At 37.4% G+C, this 19,189-nt stretch carries 16 protein-coding genes and 1 pseudogene; 13 read left to right on the top strand and 4 right to left on the bottom strand.

Annotation, left to right across the window (positions count from 1 at the left end; genetic code table 11):
- Positions 1-21: 21 nt before the first annotated feature.
- From argB to ACLHDG_RS10740, 6 genes are read left to right on the top strand one after another with little or no spacing between them, the layout of a single operon-like run.
- Entirely contained in the window at positions 22-873 is an 852-nt protein-coding gene (gene argB, locus ACLHDG_RS10765) for an acetylglutamate kinase (protein WP_415406237.1), read from the top strand.
- Positions 874-901: 28 nt separating this feature from the next.
- Complete coding sequence (locus ACLHDG_RS10760) at positions 902-1,144, top strand: cytochrome c peroxidase (protein WP_415406236.1); 243 nt, start codon at positions 902-904, stop codon at positions 1,142-1,144.
- Complete coding sequence (locus ACLHDG_RS10755) at positions 1,144-3,279, top strand: EAL domain-containing protein (RefSeq protein ID WP_415406235.1); 2,136 nt, start codon at positions 1,144-1,146, stop codon at positions 3,277-3,279. The genes ACLHDG_RS10760 and ACLHDG_RS10755 overlap by 1 nt, the downstream gene beginning before the upstream one ends.
- A gap of 51 nt (positions 3,280-3,330) precedes the next feature.
- On the top strand, positions 3,331-4,524 hold the full coding sequence (locus ACLHDG_RS10750; RefSeq protein ID WP_415406234.1) for a hypothetical protein: 1,194 nt from the start codon (positions 3,331-3,333) through the stop codon (positions 4,522-4,524).
- 52 nt (positions 4,525-4,576) lie between these two features.
- Positions 4,577-6,043 (top strand): threonine synthase, encoded by a 1,467-nt coding sequence (thrC, locus tag ACLHDG_RS10745; RefSeq protein WP_415406233.1) that lies wholly within the window; start codon positions 4,577-4,579, stop codon positions 6,041-6,043.
- A 29-nt stretch (positions 6,044-6,072) separates the two neighbouring features.
- Entirely contained in the window at positions 6,073-7,254 is a 1,182-nt protein-coding gene (locus tag ACLHDG_RS10740) for a LysM peptidoglycan-binding domain-containing protein (protein WP_415406232.1), read from the top strand.
- 133 nt (positions 7,255-7,387) lie between these two features.
- On the opposite strand, the gene abc-f is transcribed toward ACLHDG_RS10740, so the two are convergent.
- Entirely contained in the window at positions 7,388-9,328 is a 1,941-nt protein-coding gene (gene abc-f / locus ACLHDG_RS10735; RefSeq protein WP_415406231.1) for a ribosomal protection-like ABC-F family protein, read from the bottom strand.
- Between the two features lie 110 nt (positions 9,329-9,438).
- Between abc-f and ACLHDG_RS10730 the strand changes: the two genes are divergently transcribed.
- The 5 genes from ACLHDG_RS10730 (at position 9,439) to ACLHDG_RS10710 (ending at position 13,527) form a co-directional block, all read left to right on the top strand.
- Positions 9,439-10,725, top strand: a complete 1,287-nt coding sequence (locus tag ACLHDG_RS10730; protein ID WP_415406230.1) for a M48 family metallopeptidase — start codon at positions 9,439-9,441, stop codon at positions 10,723-10,725.
- Positions 10,715-11,536: a peptide chain release factor N(5)-glutamine methyltransferase gene (prmC, locus tag ACLHDG_RS10725; protein ID WP_415406229.1), complete on the top strand. Its 822-nt coding sequence runs from the start codon at positions 10,715-10,717 to the stop codon at positions 11,534-11,536. The genes ACLHDG_RS10730 and prmC overlap by 11 nt, the downstream gene beginning before the upstream one ends.
- 12 nt (positions 11,537-11,548) lie before the next feature.
- On the top strand, positions 11,549-12,028 hold the full coding sequence (locus ACLHDG_RS10720; RefSeq protein WP_415406228.1) for a DUF4149 domain-containing protein: 480 nt from the start codon (positions 11,549-11,551) through the stop codon (positions 12,026-12,028).
- Positions 12,029-12,175: 147 nt separating this feature from the next.
- Entirely contained in the window at positions 12,176-12,661 is a 486-nt protein-coding gene (locus ACLHDG_RS10715) for a DNA-deoxyinosine glycosylase (protein ID WP_415406227.1), read from the top strand.
- A complete protein-coding gene (locus ACLHDG_RS10710; RefSeq protein WP_415406226.1) occupies positions 12,661-13,527 on the top strand; it encodes a symmetrical bis(5'-nucleosyl)-tetraphosphatase in 867 nt (288 codons plus the stop codon). Before ACLHDG_RS10715 ends, ACLHDG_RS10710 begins: the two co-directional genes overlap by 1 nt.
- Here ACLHDG_RS10710 and ACLHDG_RS10705 read toward each other — a convergent pair.
- Both ACLHDG_RS10705 and ACLHDG_RS10700 read right to left on the bottom strand, forming a co-directional pair.
- On the bottom strand, positions 13,499-14,677 hold the full coding sequence (locus ACLHDG_RS10705) for a glutathionylspermidine synthase family protein (RefSeq protein ID WP_415406225.1): 1,179 nt from the start codon (positions 14,675-14,677) through the stop codon (positions 13,499-13,501). The genes ACLHDG_RS10710 and ACLHDG_RS10705 overlap by 29 nt on opposite strands.
- 3 nt (positions 14,678-14,680) lie before the next feature.
- Positions 14,681-15,265 (bottom strand): UPF0323 family lipoprotein, encoded by a 585-nt coding sequence (locus tag ACLHDG_RS10700; RefSeq protein WP_415406224.1) that lies wholly within the window; start codon positions 15,263-15,265, stop codon positions 14,681-14,683.
- A gap of 138 nt (positions 15,266-15,403) precedes the next feature.
- Here ACLHDG_RS10700 and ACLHDG_RS10695 point away from each other — a divergent pair, with 138 nt between their 5' ends.
- Positions 15,404-16,447, top strand: coding sequence for an IS5 family transposase (locus ACLHDG_RS10695; protein WP_415406223.1), 1,044 nt, complete (start codon positions 15,404-15,406; stop codon positions 16,445-16,447).
- Between the two features lie 61 nt (positions 16,448-16,508).
- Positions 16,509-17,748: pseudogene (locus tag ACLHDG_RS10690) on the top strand (IS256 family transposase).
- Between the two features lie 258 nt (positions 17,749-18,006).
- Here ACLHDG_RS10690 and ftsZ read toward each other — a convergent pair.
- Complete coding sequence (gene ftsZ, locus ACLHDG_RS10685) at positions 18,007-19,158, bottom strand: cell division protein FtsZ (RefSeq protein ID WP_415406222.1); 1,152 nt, start codon at positions 19,156-19,158, stop codon at positions 18,007-18,009.
- Positions 19,159-19,189: the final 31 nt, after the last annotated feature.

Below are 19,189 nucleotides of genomic sequence, written 5' to 3'. Positions count from 1 at the left end.
GTTCAAAAAGGAACTTATAAGATGAAAGATAAGATCGATGTAGTAAAAACACTGCTTGATGCGTTACCATTTATCAAAAAATTTGCAAATGAGAAAATCGTTATAAAGTATGGTGGTGCTGCACAAACAAGTTCTGAGCTTAAAGAGCAGTTTGCACAAGATATCGTTTTATTACACCTTGTAGGGATGAAACCTATCATCGTACATGGTGGGGGGAAAAGTATTACAAATCTTTTGGCTGATCTGGGGGTAGATACGAAGTTTGTAGATGGACAGAGAGTGACTACCAAAGAGGTGATGCGTATTGCTGAAATGGTACTTTCAGGAGAGATCAACAAAGAGATAGTCTCCTTGCTTGATAATCACGGAACAAAATCTATAGGTATTTCCGGGAAAGATGGTGGATTTTTAAAAGGTATTCCCAAAGATTTTGAAAACTTTGGTTATACAGGGATGATAGAGCACATCAATCCAGAGATCGTTAATAATATTATCGAAGATGGTGCAGTACCTGTCATCGCACCTATTGCAGGAAGCAGCACTATGGGGCATCCGGGGTTCAATATCAATGCAGATCTTGCAGCAAGCAAGATAGCCGTAGCACTTGAAGCAAGAAAAGTCCTCTTTTTAACAGATACTCCAGGTGTACTGGATAAAAATATGGAACTCATCACTAACTTAAGCATAGAAAAAACAGAAGCGTTGAAAGCAGACGGTACGATACAAGGGGGAATGGTACCTAAAGTGGATGCCTGTATAGAAGCATTAAGAGGTGGGGTGAAAAAAGCGCATATCATCGATGGCCGTGTAGAGCATTCATTACTTCTTGAAATATTGACAAGCTCAGGTGTAGGGACTTGTATCGAACTTTAAAAGAATAAACAGGGGAGGGAAGAAGAGAGTGAAAAGTATAGTTGGACTGATAATAAGTGTATTCTATTTTACTACAATACTTTTCTCTGCTCCCATCAAACCGATTCCCAATGAGATAAAAGTAGATGCAAAGAAGGTCCAACTGGGAAAGAAACTCTTTTTTGATCCTGCTCTTCCCAAAGATGGAACCATCTCCTATGGCAGCTGTCATGATCTACAAAACAGTGGAAATGATGGTCTGAAGTTATCTTTTGGTATGGGAGGAGAATGATGATCACTTTTGCTTTGTTTCTATTGACTTTTTTGATCTTGATAATTCTTGTGTACAAATATCTGCAATTACGCAAAACCACACGTGAATTACAGGCATTTCGTCATGCCATAGAGAATAGTGATAATGCTATTATGATAACAAATGCAGATCGAGAGATCCAATATGTGAATGATACTTTTGAATTGCATTCTGGGTATACGAAAGATGAAGTACTTGGAGAGAATCCAAATATTCTTAAGTCCTATCTTCACAGTGATGACTTTTATAAAAACATGAATGAATTACTTGATCAGGGAGAGGAGTGGCATGGAGAATTGATAAATAGGCGTAAGGATGACTCTCTTCTATATGAAAAAGCGTCTATTATTCCTATTTATGTAGAGGGTGAACTGGCACAATATCTTGCGATCAAACTTGACATTACTGATTATGTAGAACAACAACAAAAGTTGCAACAGTCTGCAGCAGTGTATGAAACAATCGGTGATGGGATCATGATCACAGACAGTGAGAAAAAAATCCTCTCGATCAATCCTGCATTCATTCAAATGTTTGGTTATGATGAAGAAGAACTTGTCGGTCAGGAACCAATGATCATTACTTCAATAAAACATGATAGAGCTTTTTATAAAAGAATGTGGTATTCCCTAACGACAAGAGATCGATGGACAGGAAAAATATATAATAGAACAAAGAGCGGAAAGGTACTTCCTATTTGGCTTACTATTACAGTAGTGCGGGATAAAATAGGAGCTATTGCAAACTTCATAGCGATCTATACTAATTTGGAAGAGATCATAGAAATGGAGGAGAAAGCAGATTTCCTTGCTTATCATGATAGTTTGACGCATCTTCCCAATCGTGCACATTTTGAGAGAGAGATCGTTCATATTTTTGATCTGGCAAAGATCAATGCTGAGATGATAGCCGTTCTATTTATTGATCTGGATCGATTCAAAGTGATCAATGATACACTGGGACATTATGTTGGAGATGAAATGCTCGTTTACTTAGCTAAGCGTATTAAAAATATATTGAGAAAAGATGATCTGTTTGCACGTATTGGAGGGGATGAATTTGTGATCATCCTTGACCCTGTAAAAACAAGAGAAGAGGCTGCCTTGATGGCAGAGAAGATCTTGGCTGTTACCAAAGAGCCTATAGAAGTTCAAAATTATCATCTTACTACATCAGCAAGTATTGGTATTGCCCTTTATCCTAATGATGGACTTGGTAAAAATGAGATCATTAAACATGCAGATTCTGCGATGTATCATGCCAAGGAAAGTGGTAAGGATAGATATGAATTTTATACAGAGCAGCTTTCTATTGATATACAGATGCGTTTGGATCTTGAACAGGAATTAAAACATGCGTTGAAGAAAAAAGAACTCTATCTTCATTATCAGCCGCAGTATGATCTGGAAAATAGGAAAGTATTTGGAGCAGAAGCACTTTTGAGATGGTATAATCCAAGTCTTGGACAGGTTCCTCCTGATGTATTTATCTCTGTGGCTGAAGAGACAGGGATAATCATTGATATAGGGTATTTTGTCTTTGAAGAAGCATGTCGTGAATTTATGCATTGGAAGAAGCAGGGACTGGATATCGACAGTATCTCTGTCAATATCTCCTCTATACAGTTTAGAGAAGAAGATATATTTGAAAAGTTTAAAAAGATCATTGAAAAGGTAGGTATATCTCCCCACAATATAGATATTGAGATCACAGAAAGTTTTATTATGGAGTATTCAACTACAAGTCTTAGTATTCTTGAGGATTTCCGTAGCATAGGGTGTCAAATATCTATAGATGATTTTGGTACAGGGTACTCTTCTATGAGTTATATGAAAAGTTTGCCACTTGATACGATTAAGATCGATAAATCATTTGTAATGGATCTTCCGTATGATACTCATGATGTTGAAGTTTCCAAAGCAATCATCGCACTCTCCAATAGTTTGGGGTATAAGGTCATAGCAGAAGGGATCGAAAATGAACTTCAGGAGATATTCCTTAGAGAGAATGGATGTAATATTGGACAGGGATATTACTTTGGTAGACCAATGGATGCGAGTGCATTTGTAGCGTTTGTTGAAGAAAAAAATCAATCAGTTATAAAAAATATGTAAGTTGACAGTTTTGCAGTATAATGAAGAAAATGTAATTATCAAGGATAAGAAATGCTAAAAAAGTTATTTTACGTAGTGATTAGTATATTACTTCTTTCAGTGAGTGCTCAAGCAAAAGAAGAAAAGTCAAAAAAAGGTGTTAAAAAAGAAGCCTATCATGCAGTATGGCAAAAGCTGTATGGTGGTGATGACGATGATATTGCTTATGATATTGTAGCACTTGAAGATGGGGATAGCGCCATAGTGGGTACTTGTAAATCATATAATGCCAAACGAACAGATATTTGTGTGACACGTATGACTGCAAAAGGTGATATGAAGTGGCGTTTATGGCTTGGTGGAGCTAAAAAAGATGAGGGAAAAGCCATTTCCCGTGCTGCTGATGGAAGTATTTTAGTGCTGGGAAGTTCTAAGTCTTTTAGCGAAAATTATGACTATGATCTTTTGGTGGCAAAAGTATCACTTGAAGGTAAATTAGTTTGGCAGAAAAACCTTGGTGGACAACGTGATGAATTTGCAGGGGGTATTGCAGGTACAAATGATGGTGGAGCTTTGATCGTAGGTGACAGTGAATCTTATGGTGATGGAGATAAAGATATCTATATTGCAAAACTGGATAAAAATGGAAAAGTTGTTAATGAACATACGATAGGTGGAAAGAAAGCTGATAGTGCCAAGTCTCTTACAAGAACAAGAGATGGTAAGTTTGTAATGGTGGGCTATCGTGAAATAGCAAGGGCTGGTGATGCAGATTTCTTTGTTATGAAACTGGATGAGAATGGTAAAAAGATCTGGGCAAGAACCTACGGACAAAAAGCTGAAGATATACTACTTGGTGTGACTGCTACTGTAGATAATGGTATTGTAGCAATAGGAAAAACACAATCGTATGGAAGTGAACAGACAGATCTTACCGTGATGAAGTTTGATGCAAAAGGAAAACTGATCTGGCACAAAATTTATGGGTTTAAATATTATGAATATGGGAATGCCGTAGCAACGACACGTGATGGTGGCTTCATTCTTGTTGGAGGTACCAATACACTGGGTAAAGGTAACCATAGCGCATATGTTTTAGCACTGAATAAAGCAGGTGAATTGATCTGGTCACATGTCTATGGTGATGAGAGAAAAGATGTGGCACATGGAGTAACACGTATGAGTGATGGAAGTATCATTATGGTAGGAGAAACGAACAGTTTTAAAAGGGAGAAAAACTTTTATCTGATCAAATTGAACAAATAATTAACTTTCTTTAGCTATAATTATATTTAATATAATCAATATAGGATAGTAGATGCAATTTGTTGAGACACGAGGTAATGATGGGCAGAAGCCAAAAAGCGTAACATTTTCAGAAGCGATACTTAGTCCAAGTGCTAGTTTTGGTGGACTGTATGTACCTGAATCCCTTCCCAATTTAAATGAAGAATTTTTAACAAAACATCTCTCCAGCCATTATAAAACATTGGCATTGGATTTTTTACAACAGTTTGATATAGATATAGAAACAGAAGTTTTAGAAGAAGCACTTAAAAGATATGATGCTTTTGATGATCCCTCTAATCCGGTTCCTCTTACTCAGATAGAAGAAGATTGTTTTGTCTCTGAACTTTACCATGGGCAGACACGGGCTTTTAAAGATATGGCACTGCAACCCTTTGGATATATCTTAAGTAAGCTAGCGCAAAAAAGAGGTGAAAACTATCTGATCATGGCAGCAACCAGTGGTGACACAGGTCCGGCAACATTGGAGACATTTAAAAACCAGGACAATGTCAAAGTAGCTTGTCTTTATCCTGATGGTGGAACATCTGATGTCCAAAAACTTCAGATGGTGACTGAAGATGCTGAAAACCTTAAAGTGATCGGAGTGAAGGGTAACTTTGATGACACACAACATGCACTCAAAGATCTCCTTGCCTCTGAAGATTTCAAGTCTGAGTTAGAAGAACGCGGCATTAAACTCACTGCTGCGAATTCTGTAAACTTTGGACGTATTATATTCCAGATCATTTACCACATCCACTCTTATTTGGAAATGGTACGCAATAAGACTATTGCTATGGGTGATAAGATCTACCTTGTCGTACCAAGTGGAAACTTTGGTAATGCGTTGGGTGCATATTATGCAAAAAAAGCGGGTCTTCCGATCCACAAGATATTGATCGCTTCGAATATCAATAATATTTTGACAGATTGGATCACTACAGGTTCTTATGATCTTACAGACAGAACATTGATACTGACAGAATCTCCTGCTATGGATATCCTTAAAAGTTCAAATATTGAACGTGTTATGTATGATAAGTTTGGAGGAGAGAGAACCAAAGAGTTGATGGATGCTTTGACAAGTGAGGGTAAATATCAGTTAAGCAGTGAAGAATTGGCATCTTTACAAGAAGACTTTACCGCTACTTTTTCAGATGATGAAGAGGGCGAAGCAGTGATCGCTGCTTATGCACAAAAAGGGTACATTATGGATCCTCATACGGCAACGTGTATGAAAGCGTATGAGACACTTAGAGAAGAGAAACTTCCTACAGTGATCTATTCGACAGCAGAATGGACCAAGTTCTCTTCGACGGTATCCAAAGCACTTGGACATACAGTGAAAGATGATATAGAAGCATTAAAATGGGTGACAGAAAATGCAAATGTTTCTGTTCCTCCAATGATCAATGGTCTATTTTCTAAACCTATTGTTCATACAGTGGTAGTCGATAAAAAGTCTATAAAAGGAGAGATGTTAAACTTTTTATAGTTTAGCATAACGTTATGTCCAGGAATTATTTGATTTTTTTTATCTTACCCTTTATTGTGTTGGAAGTTGCAAATGCAAAGGTAGTGGAGTGTAATATTGTTACGGGGGGAACAAGAGAGTGTAACCCTTACAGTTCAAGATTTATAAAAGCAAAAGAGGTCAAATATGATCTTGATAGAAAAAAGTTAATTATTACCAAGATACTTCCTGTACCTGAAAAGAAATCTTCTGTTAAAGTTATTTCAGTAGAGGAGATGATCGAAAGATATGTAAAGGTTGAAGATTCTATGCGTTTTCAGGGGACAGAAGAAGCACCTTTGAAAGAGACAAAAAAACAAAAAATATATTCACGTATTGAAAAGATCAGGCTTGAGAGAAAAAAACTTTTTGATAAAATGCAGAAATTCAAAGAAGAAAAAGAAAAAAAGAGACTTGAAGCATTAAGACTTACAGAAGAAGAAAAGAAAAAAAAGTTAGAAAAAGAAGAAGAAACAAGACTTGAAACATTAATGCTTGCAGAAGAAAAACGTAAAAATCAAGGTTTGTATGTAATTGAAAAAGGTGATAGTTTGAGTACTATTGCTGCGAAATTCAGCATAAAAACAAATGCATTAAGAGCCCTAAATAACTTGGAGAAGAAATCAGCCATTCGGATAGGAAAAAAACTAACTATTCCTTATAATCAAAAAAGGGTTGATGCTATTGCACGTGCAGAGTATGTTGTAGGAAAAGGGGACAGTCTCAGTTCAATTGCTCAAGACTTCAATCTTACTTCCAAAGCCATTATGAAACATAACCGCTTAAAAAGAGGGGCTAAGATACGTTTGGGGCAGAAGATACTTCTGCCACTACCTCATAAATTAGCAGAGGCTAAAAAAATAAAGATGCTCCGAAGTTACGGTAAACGAAAACTTCGTGTTACTGCTACGGCCTATAGTTCGCATAAAGGGCAAACCGATAAAACACCATTCTTGGCAGCATGGAACAACCGTTTACGTCCAGGTATGAAGATCATTGCCGTTTCCAGAGATATGTTGACTAGATATGGTATGAAAAACGGTACAAGAGTAAGAATAGCCGGATTACCCGGTTACTATAGAGTAAGAGATAAAATGAATAAACGTTATAGAAAGCGAATTGATATTTATATGGGCTTGAATAAAAGAAAAGCATTACGTTGGGGTAGACGCAGTGTTGTGATTTATTGGTGAGAACCGTAAAGCAAACGACAATAGTTTGTTCTCTTTAGTGACGGAACCGAAGATAATATGCACTTGTGCATCATCGTAGGCTAAGTCGGAACCAAAGGTGATTTCGCTTGAGACCAGCGACGGAGACCTTTTTTTATGCTAAATTCTCAAAAGCCTCTAAAACATCAAGATATCTGTCACTTTTCTCTTCATATGTCTCTTCAAGTAAAGCCAGCTCTTCGGTAATAACATTTAACCCTTTCTCCTGATAACATTCCGGATCTTGTAAACATGCATTGAGCTTTTCTATCTGGGCTTCGAGTGCTTCTATCTCGTCAGGTAACTTGTTGAAATCCTGTTGTTCCTTGTAGCTGAGTTTTGTCTGTTTTTTTTCTTTAGACTTTGTCTCTATTTTAACAGCTTCACTTTTAACTTCTTTTTCTAAACTGTCAAGTTCTTTCATCTCTTTTTCTATTTCAAGATATTCAGTATAGGTTTGGAAAGACTCTTCTACAATGCCATTGCCTTTAAAGATAAAAAGCTTGGAAGCGATTTTGTCTATGAAATAACGGTCGTGTGATACAAAGAGAAGAGCACCGGGGAAGTTGATGAGTTTCTCTTCTAAAATGTTAATGGTTTGGATATCAAGGTCATTGGTAGGTTCATCTAAGATGAGACAGTCTACTTTTTTTGCTAAAAGCAGGGCAAGTGCCACACGGTTTTTTTCTCCACCGGAGAGCATACCAACTTTTTTGTCTAAAAACTCTTTAGGGAAAAGAAAACTTTTAAGATAGCCATAGACATGAAAACTCACACCCTGCACATCTATATGGTCGCCTCCATCCGGACAGAAGGTTTCAATGAGTGTTTTGTTGTCGTCGAGCATTTCTCTATGCTGGTCAAAGTATCCTAAGGCAAAGTTACCTTGTTTGATGACACCTGAGTCTGGTTTAATGCGCCCTAACATCAGTTTTAGCAGAGTAGATTTACCCGCACCGTTGATACCGACGATGGCTATCTTGTCTTTTTGTAAGATACGTGTTGTGAGGTTTTCTATGAGTTTTTTTCCAGGTACGGAGTAGCTCATATTTTCTATGTCAAAAAGCATTTTTTTACGTGAAACCCCTTCGTCACGGTTAAAATGTTTTTTCTCTCGTTCAAGCTCCACCATCATCTTACGTATAAGCGTAGGGTTGTGTTTGGCTTCTTCACGTAGTTCAAAGACACGTTTTTTACGTCCCTGGTTACGTTTTTCTCTGGCTTTTACCCCTTTGCCTAGCCATGCCTCTTCTTGCTTAAGAAGTCTCAGTAGGTTATCATGACTCTTTTTCATAGCATGCATACGTGCCTCTTTTTGTTCCAGGTATGCCATGTATCCACCGGTATAACTTACAAGCTCCTGGTTGTCCACTTCCACAACACGTGTTGCAATGGTATCTATAAAATGTCTGTCATGCGAGATGAAAAGCAGGGTAAAATTTTCTTTTAGCAGGATCTCTTCTAAAAACTCTACCATATACACATCAAGGTGGTTGGTAGGCTCATCAAGCAAAAGTACATCAGGTTTTTTAAGTATGAGAGATGCCAAAGCCACACGGCGTTGTTCTCCACCCGAAAGAGAGACTACAGGACGATTTTCATACTCTTTTAACTTAAATTCCTGCATGACTCGTTCTATTTTGTCATCAAGATTCCATGCATTATGATGGTCTAAAAAAGAGGTAACCTTATCGAGTTTTTTGAGTAGTTCCCTGTTTTCAAAGTCATCTGCCACTTTAAGACTAAGCATATCGTACTCATCTTTAGCCTCTTTTAGTTCTGTAAGTTCATTCAGTATCGCTTCCCGAACTGATAGGTTGGGCTCAAAGTGAGGTTGTTGGGAAAGCATTTCTATATGCACAGCAGAGTTTACAACTCTTTTACCTTCAGTTGGTTCTTCTTCACCTATGATGATCTTCATCAGAGTAGATTTACCGCAACCATTTTGCCCCACTATGGTCACTCTCTCGCCCTCATTAAGATGAAAGTCAACATCATTCAGTAACAGTTTAATGTCATATTGTTTCTTGATATTGAAGAGGTCTATAAGTGCCACGATTATTCCTTAGAAATTGTTAGCGAAATTATAACAAATTAGGCAATGATTAAGGCTTGATAAAGTTCATCTTGATATATTTCATTTAAATAACCTAAAGAGGATTTTTGATGTTAGAAATGATACTCGCTTTATATTCTATTTATACTTTTATGAGACTTTATATATCTTTCATGCAGATAGGATATATCAATGATGAAAAACGAAAAGACCCTGTTTTGATGCCTGCAGGTAAATATACGGTAGCAGCAAACTACGCCGTAGCAAAAGAGAAGCTCTCTTTGGTTGAGACATTTGTTGATTATCTTATGTTCGTGTGGTGGGTATTGGCAGGGTTTGCACTCCTTGCTTCTGTTGTACAGGTAGAAGGTGCCATCATGCAAGCAGTGCTTTTTTTGTTCGGTTTTATCATTGTAAATTATGTAGTAGGACTTCCGTTTCAACTCTATCAGACATTTAAGATAGATGAAGATTTTGGGTTCAATAAAATGACAGCAAAAATGTTCATACTCGATACACTAAAGTCAGCAGCGCTGTTTATTGTACTTGGCGGTGCGATCTTTGCAGTTCTTGCCTGGATCATCAGCCAGTATGAGATGTGGTGGTTGTGGGGATTTGTACTTATGTTTACTATCGCAGTCATGGCAAATGTACTCATGCCATTTTTCATGAGTCTTTTCAATAAGTTCTCACCTTTAGATGAGGGTGAACTTAGAGATGCCATTACTAAACTTATGGAACAGGCAGGTCTTAAAAGTGATGGTATTTTTGTGATGGACGCCAGTAAGCGTGACAGTCGACTTAATGCATTTTTTGGTGGTCTAGGTAAGAGTAAAAGAGTTGTGCTTTTCGATACACTTATTGAAAAACTAAACAAAAAGGAACTTTTAGCAGTTCTTGGACATGAGTTGGGACACTTCTCGCATGGTGATATTTGGAAAAATATCGCATTAATGGGCCTTTTGCTTTTTATCTCCTTTTACCTTTTTGGACATTTGCCTGATGAACTATTTACACAAATGGGTGTGATCCCGGAAGCAGGTGTCCAAATAGCAATGTTGATGCTTCTTGTACCATTGGTGAGTTTCGTCTTTACACCATTTATGTCTTATGTAAGCCGTCATAATGAGTATGCAGCAGATGAGTTTGGTTCAGAAATGGCAGGTAAAGAGAACTTGGTTTCTGCTCTTATGAAACTCATCACTGAAAACAAAGCCTTTCCAAAGTCACACCCTTTAGTCATCTTCTTCTACTATACGCATCCACCAGTGTTAGAGAGACTCAAAGAGTTGGGTTATGATGCAAGTAATGTTATTATAACAGAAGAAGAAAAAATTGAAGAACCTGCTTTACCGAGTGATGGAATATTTGCATATATGGATAAAGATGACCATTAAAGAAGGATTGAATTGGGCAAAAGAACAACTTTTAGAGGCTTGTGAACGCCCACAGTTTGAAGCAGAACTACTCTTGGCTTATCATTTAGAACAAGATCGTATGTATTTGCTCACACATGACAATGATGTAGTAGAGGATATTAAGAACTTTCAAGATCTTATCCAAAGACGAGCTGCAAATGAACCCTATGAATATATTGTAGGGTCTGCCAGCTTTTATGATATTCATTTAGAGGTAGAAGAGGGTGTGCTTATTCCTCGTCCTGAAACCGAGATACTTATAGATTTAGTGGCTGATATCATTAAAAAAGAGAATATCACTCGTATTGCTGAGATAGGAGTGGGTACCGGGGCTATTTCTGTGGTATTGGCCCGGAAGTTTCCTGAGCTTCATATTATCACTACAGATATTTGTGACGTGCCATTAAAAGTAGCAGGAAAAAATATTGATACTTTTGGGTTGAATGCACAGATTGAGCTTCGTAAGTCTAATCTTATAGATGAAGTTCCTGAAGCGTTGGAACTGGTAGTCTCCAACCCTCCTTATATCGCAGAAGATTTTTTACTTGAATCTAATGTGGTGGACTACGAACCAAAAAAGGCACTTTTTGGTGGTAGAGTAGGTGATGAACTGCTTAAACAGATCATCTTAGATGTGAAAGCCAGAGATATCAAGTATCTTGCCTGTGAAATGGGATATGATCAAAAAGAGCCATTGCAGGAATTTGTTAATAAAATTGGTGTAAAATCCATCAAATTTTATAAAGACTTAGCAGGATTTGACAGAGGGTTTATCATTGAGTTTAAATAAAGGAAAATAAAAATGAATAAATATTTTAGACTAACAACGATAGCATATCTTATACTGTTAGGTGCAGTATTGGGTGCAGGACTTTTTGCGGGTATCGTTGTAGCCCCAGTAACATTTCATACAGAAACATGGTTAGGGTCTGAGGTTTTGAGTCATTATCAGGAAGGACTCATCATGACAGAGAACTTTGTAAGACTCTCATATCTGGTGAATGTTGTACTTGTTGCTATAGCACTTTATGAGGGATATAAGTACAAAAAGTTTGAGAGAGATACCATTACCCAAGTAGCTACTTTTTTTGTAATTGCTACAGGGTTACTTTTTTCACAGTACTACATCCCCGATATACTTACCATGCAAATGGCTGGGGAAGCTATGACACAAAGTGAAGCGTTTATCAATACACACAAAGGCAGTGAGATCAACTTTAAGATCTTCTCGGTGGCACTCTTGGTATTGATGGTACGAAATATGCAAAAAGCGTGTAAGTGATTTAGCTATTATATTAATAATGTCACTGCGAACGACCTTGTAAGCAAAGCGATTCGAGAGCAGTGACGATTTTTGTCTACTTTTTCTAAAAAAGTAGAAGTAAAATGAAGATGAAATAAAAAGTTAGTTGTAAAAAAAGGAGTGTGTGTGAATGAACAGATAAGTCATCCATTTAAGCCTATTGTTTTTAAAGATACTGAGATCTTGATACTTGGCTCTTTCCCCAGTATCAAATCTTTTGAAAAAAACTTCTATTATGCGCATCCACGTAACCAGTTTTGGAGGATCCTACATGTTGTCACTGAGTATCCTGTCAACAATCGTGATCAAAAGATATGGTTACTTAAAGAGTGTAAGTTTGGGCTTTGGGATATGATAAAAAGCTGTCAGCGTGATAACTCTCTTGACAGTTCGTTAGAATATGAAGAGGTGAACGACCTTGCATCTTTTTTAGAAGAGTATCCCAGCATCAAAAAACTAGCATTTACAGGTAAAAAATCAGAAGCTCTTTTTAACATACACTTTTCACATCTTGAGATAGAGACAGTTTATTTACCCTCTCCATCAGCAGCTTATGCTAAAATGAAGTTTGAAGAGAAATGTACGCAGTATAAAGAGAGGTTAGGTCTATAATGGCAGTTTGGGCAGTAGGAGATATCCAGGGATGTTACAGATCCTTTAGAGAATTACTTACGAAGATATCATTTGATCCAACTAAAGACAAACTCTGGCTAGCTGGTGACTTGGTCAACAGAGGTGAAGGCTCTCTTGAAACACTGGAATATCTATACAGTATAAAAGAAAGTGTAGAAATCGTTCTTGGTAATCATGATATTACCCTTATAGCAGCTTATTATGGTATCAAAAAGTCCAATCCATCCATAGATCCAATACTGACTTCACTTCATGTAAAAAAGCTCATAGATTGGCTTAGAGAGCAAAAATTCCTACATGTTGATTATCAACTGGGATACTGTATGGCACATGCAGGTATTTCTCCAGAGTTTGACCTGGGTATGGCGATCCGTTATGCAAGGAGGGCAGAGGAGAAACTGCAAAACGATCATGCAGAAGTATGGCTCAAAAAGATGTTTAAAAGTGGTATAGACCGTTTTAACAGAGAGTCAAGTAAAACAGATATCGATCGTTATATCGTAAGTGCCTTTACCCGTATGCGTTTTTGCTACAAAGATCACAGACTGGACTTCAACCAAAAAGGTGCACCTACCCAAGCACTCAGAGAAAAAGGTTTAAAGCCTTGGTTTGAGAGTGAGAACAGAAAAGATATTCATATGAAAATCATCTTTGGACACTGGTCAACATTGGGTTTCTATGAAGATGAACATGTATTGGCTCTAGATACGGGGTGTTTATGGGGAGGACAACTTACTGCTGCCAGGATAGATAAAGATGAAATTGAGGTTGTTTCTGTAGAGTGTGAAAAGAACGATGAAAGCGAAGTAGAACGTTCTACTTCACCAGATGCCCTACAAATTTAGACATATTATCCAGTATCTTTCCACCTTTTCTAAATCCAAGTCCACAGGCTTCATAGGCATAAAAGACACCTGCCTGGTAACTTAGACCTTCTGCGTCTATTGCAAGTTCTGTGTATGCTTGATAAACCATTTTATGGTTTTCATAATCACCTTCTATACTTTCAATGGCATTGGCATCTTCATCTAAAATACTGACATTTCCGCCTTCTCTTCCAAAGATAGGTTTTTTAACTTGTTTTTGACCCTCCAAAGGCTCAAAAGAACTTTCAAGCAGGAGAGGATGATCAGGATATAAATCCCATAATATTTTAAGTAAACCTTTACTTTGGAAAAGCAGAGTGTAGGCTGGGTTGAAGATGATGGCTTTTTGGTTTTTGATGATGTTTGTGAGAAGCATGGCCAAGTCTGATTCTTCCAAAGCTATATCTTCCCAAGGGATGAGTTTGAACCAGAGTTCGTAACTTTTATCGTTATATACAATGCCATCCTCATCTGAAAATTCTATGTCATCAATGTATGCAAATTCAGTTTCAAAGCCTGCTTCAGTAGCAATGTGTTGCAGAAGTTTGACTGTATTCTCTTCTTCGGAGTTACCTTTGACAGAAGTAAACAAGAAAGACCAACCATCATAACGTTCCTCAAAAGTGCTGATATCTTCTTCAAGTGTAACAAGTCTTTTAAAGTTATCAACGAGTGCTTCATAAAGTGCGTTAAATTGACTCTCTTCTTCAAGGTTGTTTTTTTTGAGCATCGCCCACTGGATGATGGCAGTCTCAAAAAGTGCTGTCGGTGTATCTGCATTGAACTCTAAAAGTTTGATTGGTTTACCATCTATACCACCGGCAAGATCAAAACGACCGTAAAGGTGCCAATGTACATCATTTTCCCATGACTCTTTGATAACATCTACAAGATTAAAAGGGATCCCTATCTCATGATAAAGATCATTTTCTACTACATGTTCAGCTGCTTCAACATACATGTCATAGAGTTCATTTGTCGCTTCATAATATGCTTCTGCTTCAGGTTCAGAGATGACAACAAGTTCATCAGAGATGTAAGATGTTTCATCACTGTCTGTATGCCATGTAAACCCTAATGATTCAAGATAGTCTTTGTCAAGTGCTATTGTTTTTTGTAAAGTTAACACTGCTTAACCACCAAAAGAGCTACGGCTTCCAGAGGAGCTTTTTTTACTACCAAAGAAACCGCTTCTTTTTGAGCTACTACTGCTTCTAGGCTTATTAAAACTTTTTTGACTTTTTGAATAAGTTGAAGGAGATTTATAACCTGCTTTACGGTTATTTTGATAGTTTTGATTTCCAAAAAGTTTATTACCTATCCATGCACCAAGCATTGCACCAGCCATACTTGCCATAATAGTTTCACCTAGACCCATTCCTTGGCTTACTTGTGGATTTTCTTTAGTAAGGTTAGAGGTACCATCATCTATCTTGGCAGCTTCTTCTTTGATAAGTGCATCCAGTTCAGGTTTAGTAAGTACTTTTTCTGTTCCATCCAGTTTTTTAAGTACAATACGTGTTTCATCTGCAGGAAATTCATCTTTGATCTTATATTTCCCAGGAGCAGACTCTTCAATGATGATAAAGGCACCTTTAGCTTGGGCTTGTTCCTGCTGTTGTTGATTATTGTCACCACATCCGGTTACTCCAGTTGCCAGTAGAGCACCAAGTCCTGTAGCAGTAGCCATAGTGGAGAGTTTATTGAGGTATTTCATATCGTTATTCCTATATAAAAAGTTTAAAGTATAATAGCTAAAAAGAGTAAAAAAGTAGTTTGTGTTAGATATGGGCATCTCTAAAAACCCACCCCAAACCATATAAACGGTAAAATATAAAGAAAAAGAGAGAAATATATGCCAGGATTGTTTGACTACGAGAATCAACTAGAAAAGATCAATGCACATCAACCACCATTGAACAAACTGGATAAAGTAATTGATTGGGAAATATTCCGTAACCCTATAGAAGAAGCACTCTATGTTGAACCAAAGGCACCAGGAGGAAGACCTCCGTTTGACAGGTTAATGATGTTCAAGATTCTAATCCTACAGAAATACTACAATCTCTCTGATGAACAGACAGAGTTCCAAATTAAAGACAGACTCTCTTTTATGCAGTTCCTTGGATTACAGATCGGAGATAAAGTACCAGACGAAAAGACAATATGGCTATTTAAAGAACAACTTAAAGAGAAGAAGCTAGCAGATGAACTATTCAACCTTTTTACAGGGCAGCTTCTTTCACATGGTATAGTAGGTAAAGAAGGAAGTATCGTCGATGCTTCCTTCGTGGATGTACCAAGACAACACAATACCAGAGAAGAGAATGCAGATATTAAAAAGGGTGCTGTACCTTTGGAATTTGGTAAAAAAGATAAAAATGGAAAAAGAAGTAAACTCTCACAAAAAGATACTGATGCGAGTTGGATGACAAAAGGTGGCGAAAGACACTTTGGCTATAAAGATCATGTGAATGTAGATAACAAAACAAAACTTATCACTAAATACAGTGTCAGTGGGGCATCACTTCATGACTCCAAAGAGTTGGAGAATCTTATTGATGAAACAGATAAGCAACTACACGCAGATAGTGCCTATAGAAGCAAAGAGATAGAGACCTTCCTCGAAGAGAATGAATGTCAAAGCCATGTACATGAAAAAGGCTATAGAAACAAACCTCTTACCCAAACACAAAGAGAGTCAAACACTATCAAATCCAAGATAAGAGCAAGAGTAGAACATATCTTTGGTTTTATGACCAACTCTATGCATAATGCATTGCATATGCGCTGTATTGGGAAAGAGAGGATTGTATCAGCTATCGGCTTTTTAAACCTGACCTACAATCTCTTTAGATATGAACAGCTTGTGAGGCTGCAAAAGGTGAAAATGATCTAAAAAATGAGAAATATTGAGTGAGTTTTAGGGAGTGTTAGAAATTTCGTGTCAGTCTGATAAAATACTATCAAGGACTGACAATGAAAGAAGAATACGAATTTGATTTCGATGAAATACTCGATGAATTTAGAAGTGGTAAAAGACTCACCGGTAAAGGAGGTCTCTTAGCTCCACTGATCAAACAACTCACAGAAGCTGCACTTGAAGCAGAAATAGAATCTCATATTGCAGATGATGTTCTCTCGGGACGAAAGAACAGACGTAACGGTTCTAATAGAAAAACCATTAAGGGTACCAGTGATGGTACTTTTGAACTTGAAACTCCAAGAGATCGTAGCGGTACCTTTGAACCCCAGATCGTTAAAAAACACCAAACTACTATATCTGATGAGATAGAAGAGAAGATCCTTTCCATGTACGGCTTAGGAATGAGTTACAGAGATATCTCTTCACATATTGAAGAGATATACCAGGTATCTATCTCAACTGCTACAATCAGCCTTATTACGGATAAGATCATCTCCAAAGTCAAAGAGTGGCAGGCAAGACCATTAGAGGCAATGTATCCCTTTGTATGGCTTGATGCTATACATTATAAAATAAAGGAAGATGGAAGATATGTATCTAAAGCTGTCTATACAATACTGGGTGTAAATCTGGAAGGAAGAAAAGAGGTACTGGGACTTTATATCTCTGAGAATGAAGGAGCCAACTTCTGGCTACAGGTACTTACCGATCTACATAACAGAGGTATTGAAGATATTCTTATTGCCAGTGTAGATGGTCTTAATGGTTTTCCTGAAGCAATAAAGACTATCTTTCCCGATACAGAAGTTCAACTCTGTATCGTTCATCAGATAAGAAACTCACTCAAATATGTGGCTTCAAAGAATCAAAAAGAGTTTATGAAGGATCTGAAACTGGTCTACAAAGCCGTCTCCAAAGAATCAGCTGAACTTGAACTTGACAGACTGGAAGAAAAATGGGGCAGTATGTATCCTATCGTCATCCAGTCCTGGAGAAATAAGTGGGAGAACCTCTCTTATTATTTCAAGTATCCAGCAGAGATCAGAAAGATCATCTATACGACAAATATTATTGAATCGGTACATCGCCAGTTCAGAAAACTGACCAAAACCAAAGGGGCTTTCCCTAATGAAAACAGCCTTATGAAATTACTTTATATGGGTATTCAGAATGCATCCAAAAAATGGACTATGCCAGTTTGGAATTGGTCTTTGACTATTTCTCAACTGGCTATCTTCTTTGAAGGGAGATTAGATAAATATCTAGAGGTGTAACTTATGTTACTAATTGTGGCTGACACGGAATTTTAAACGCTCTCGAGTTTTACGGATAAATCGTAGAACTCATTCAATAATTCTAACAAAAATGGAAGAATTATTGAAAATTATTTTAAAAAATTAGGATGGGGTGACCTTGGCTGCTGGAATGGTGGTTTTTAGAGGTGCCCATATTTAATTTTTTGAGGTAATACAAAGAGAAGGAAGAGGTTCTCTTTGTATAAAGGAGTAAAATGGAAGAAAGTTTACTTAACTTTAGTCCATTTGCTTTCTAAGGAATGTTGGAACATCTAAAATATCTTCATGGTCACCATTATATCCACCTACTACCATTCTGTTTGCAGATCTAATAGTATTGATGTTGGTAGCACCTGTACCTAGAAGTGATTCTTGTTTTTTAATTGTTGGTTCAGCGACAGTATTCTTGTCTTCAAAACCAGTAGCAATAATAGTGATCTTTACTTCATCAATCTCCATGTTTTCGTTGGTAGTAGTACCAAAGATCACAGATGCATCTTCATCTGCACTCTCTTCAACGATACTCATTGCCTCACCGATCTCCATAATAGGATAATCAGGGTGAATGTCAAAGTGTACAAGTACACCCATCGCACCATCAATAGAGATATTGTCAAGCAGTGGAGACTCGATGGCAGCTTTTGCTGCATCATATGCCGCATTGGTTCCTGTAGCATAACCTGCACCCATAAGAGCAAGTCCTCTGTGTCCCATAACTGTTTTCACATCGGCAAAGTCAAGGTTAATGTCATTTTCTCCATGAGAAAGGATCACCTTTGAGATACCACCTACAGCTTGAGCAAGAATATCATCTACCATTCTAAAACTCTCTTTTATACCAAGGTTTTTCTCAACGATAGAAAGAAGTTTTTCATTAGGAACAACGATGATAGAATCACTCTCTCTTTTGAGTTCTTCCAGACCCTCTTTTGCAAGTTTTGTTCTTTTTCTACCTTCAAACTTAAAAGGACTAGTTACAATAGAAACAGTTAATGCACCTATTTCTTTAGCCGCTTGTGCGATGATGGGTGCAGCACCTGTACCTGTACCGCCACCAAGACCTGCAGATATAAATACAATGTCAGAACCTTCAAGCATTGTTTTGATGTCTTCAAAACTTTCAAGCGCAGCTTCTCTACCTTTGTCCGGAACCATACCTGCCCCAAGACCTCTTGTTGCATTGATACCCAGTTGCATTTTGAATGGTGCAAGTGATGAATCTAATGCTTGTGAATCAGTATTAGCAACGATGAGATCAATACTATTGATCCCCTCATTTATCATGTGGTTGATCATGTTACCACCACCACCACCGACACCAATTGCTTTTATCTTTGCGCCATTAGTATGACATTTTGTTTCGACTATGTCGATTTGAAACTCTTCCATATTCTCCCCCTTTTTTTGTGATATGTTTAAA

The organism is Sulfurovum iocasae, assembly GCF_047716765.1.
In the GTDB taxonomy this organism is placed as follows: domain Bacteria; phylum Campylobacterota; class Campylobacteria; order Campylobacterales; family Sulfurovaceae; genus Sulfurovum.
This window is presented reverse-complemented; position numbering and strand designations above follow the sequence as displayed.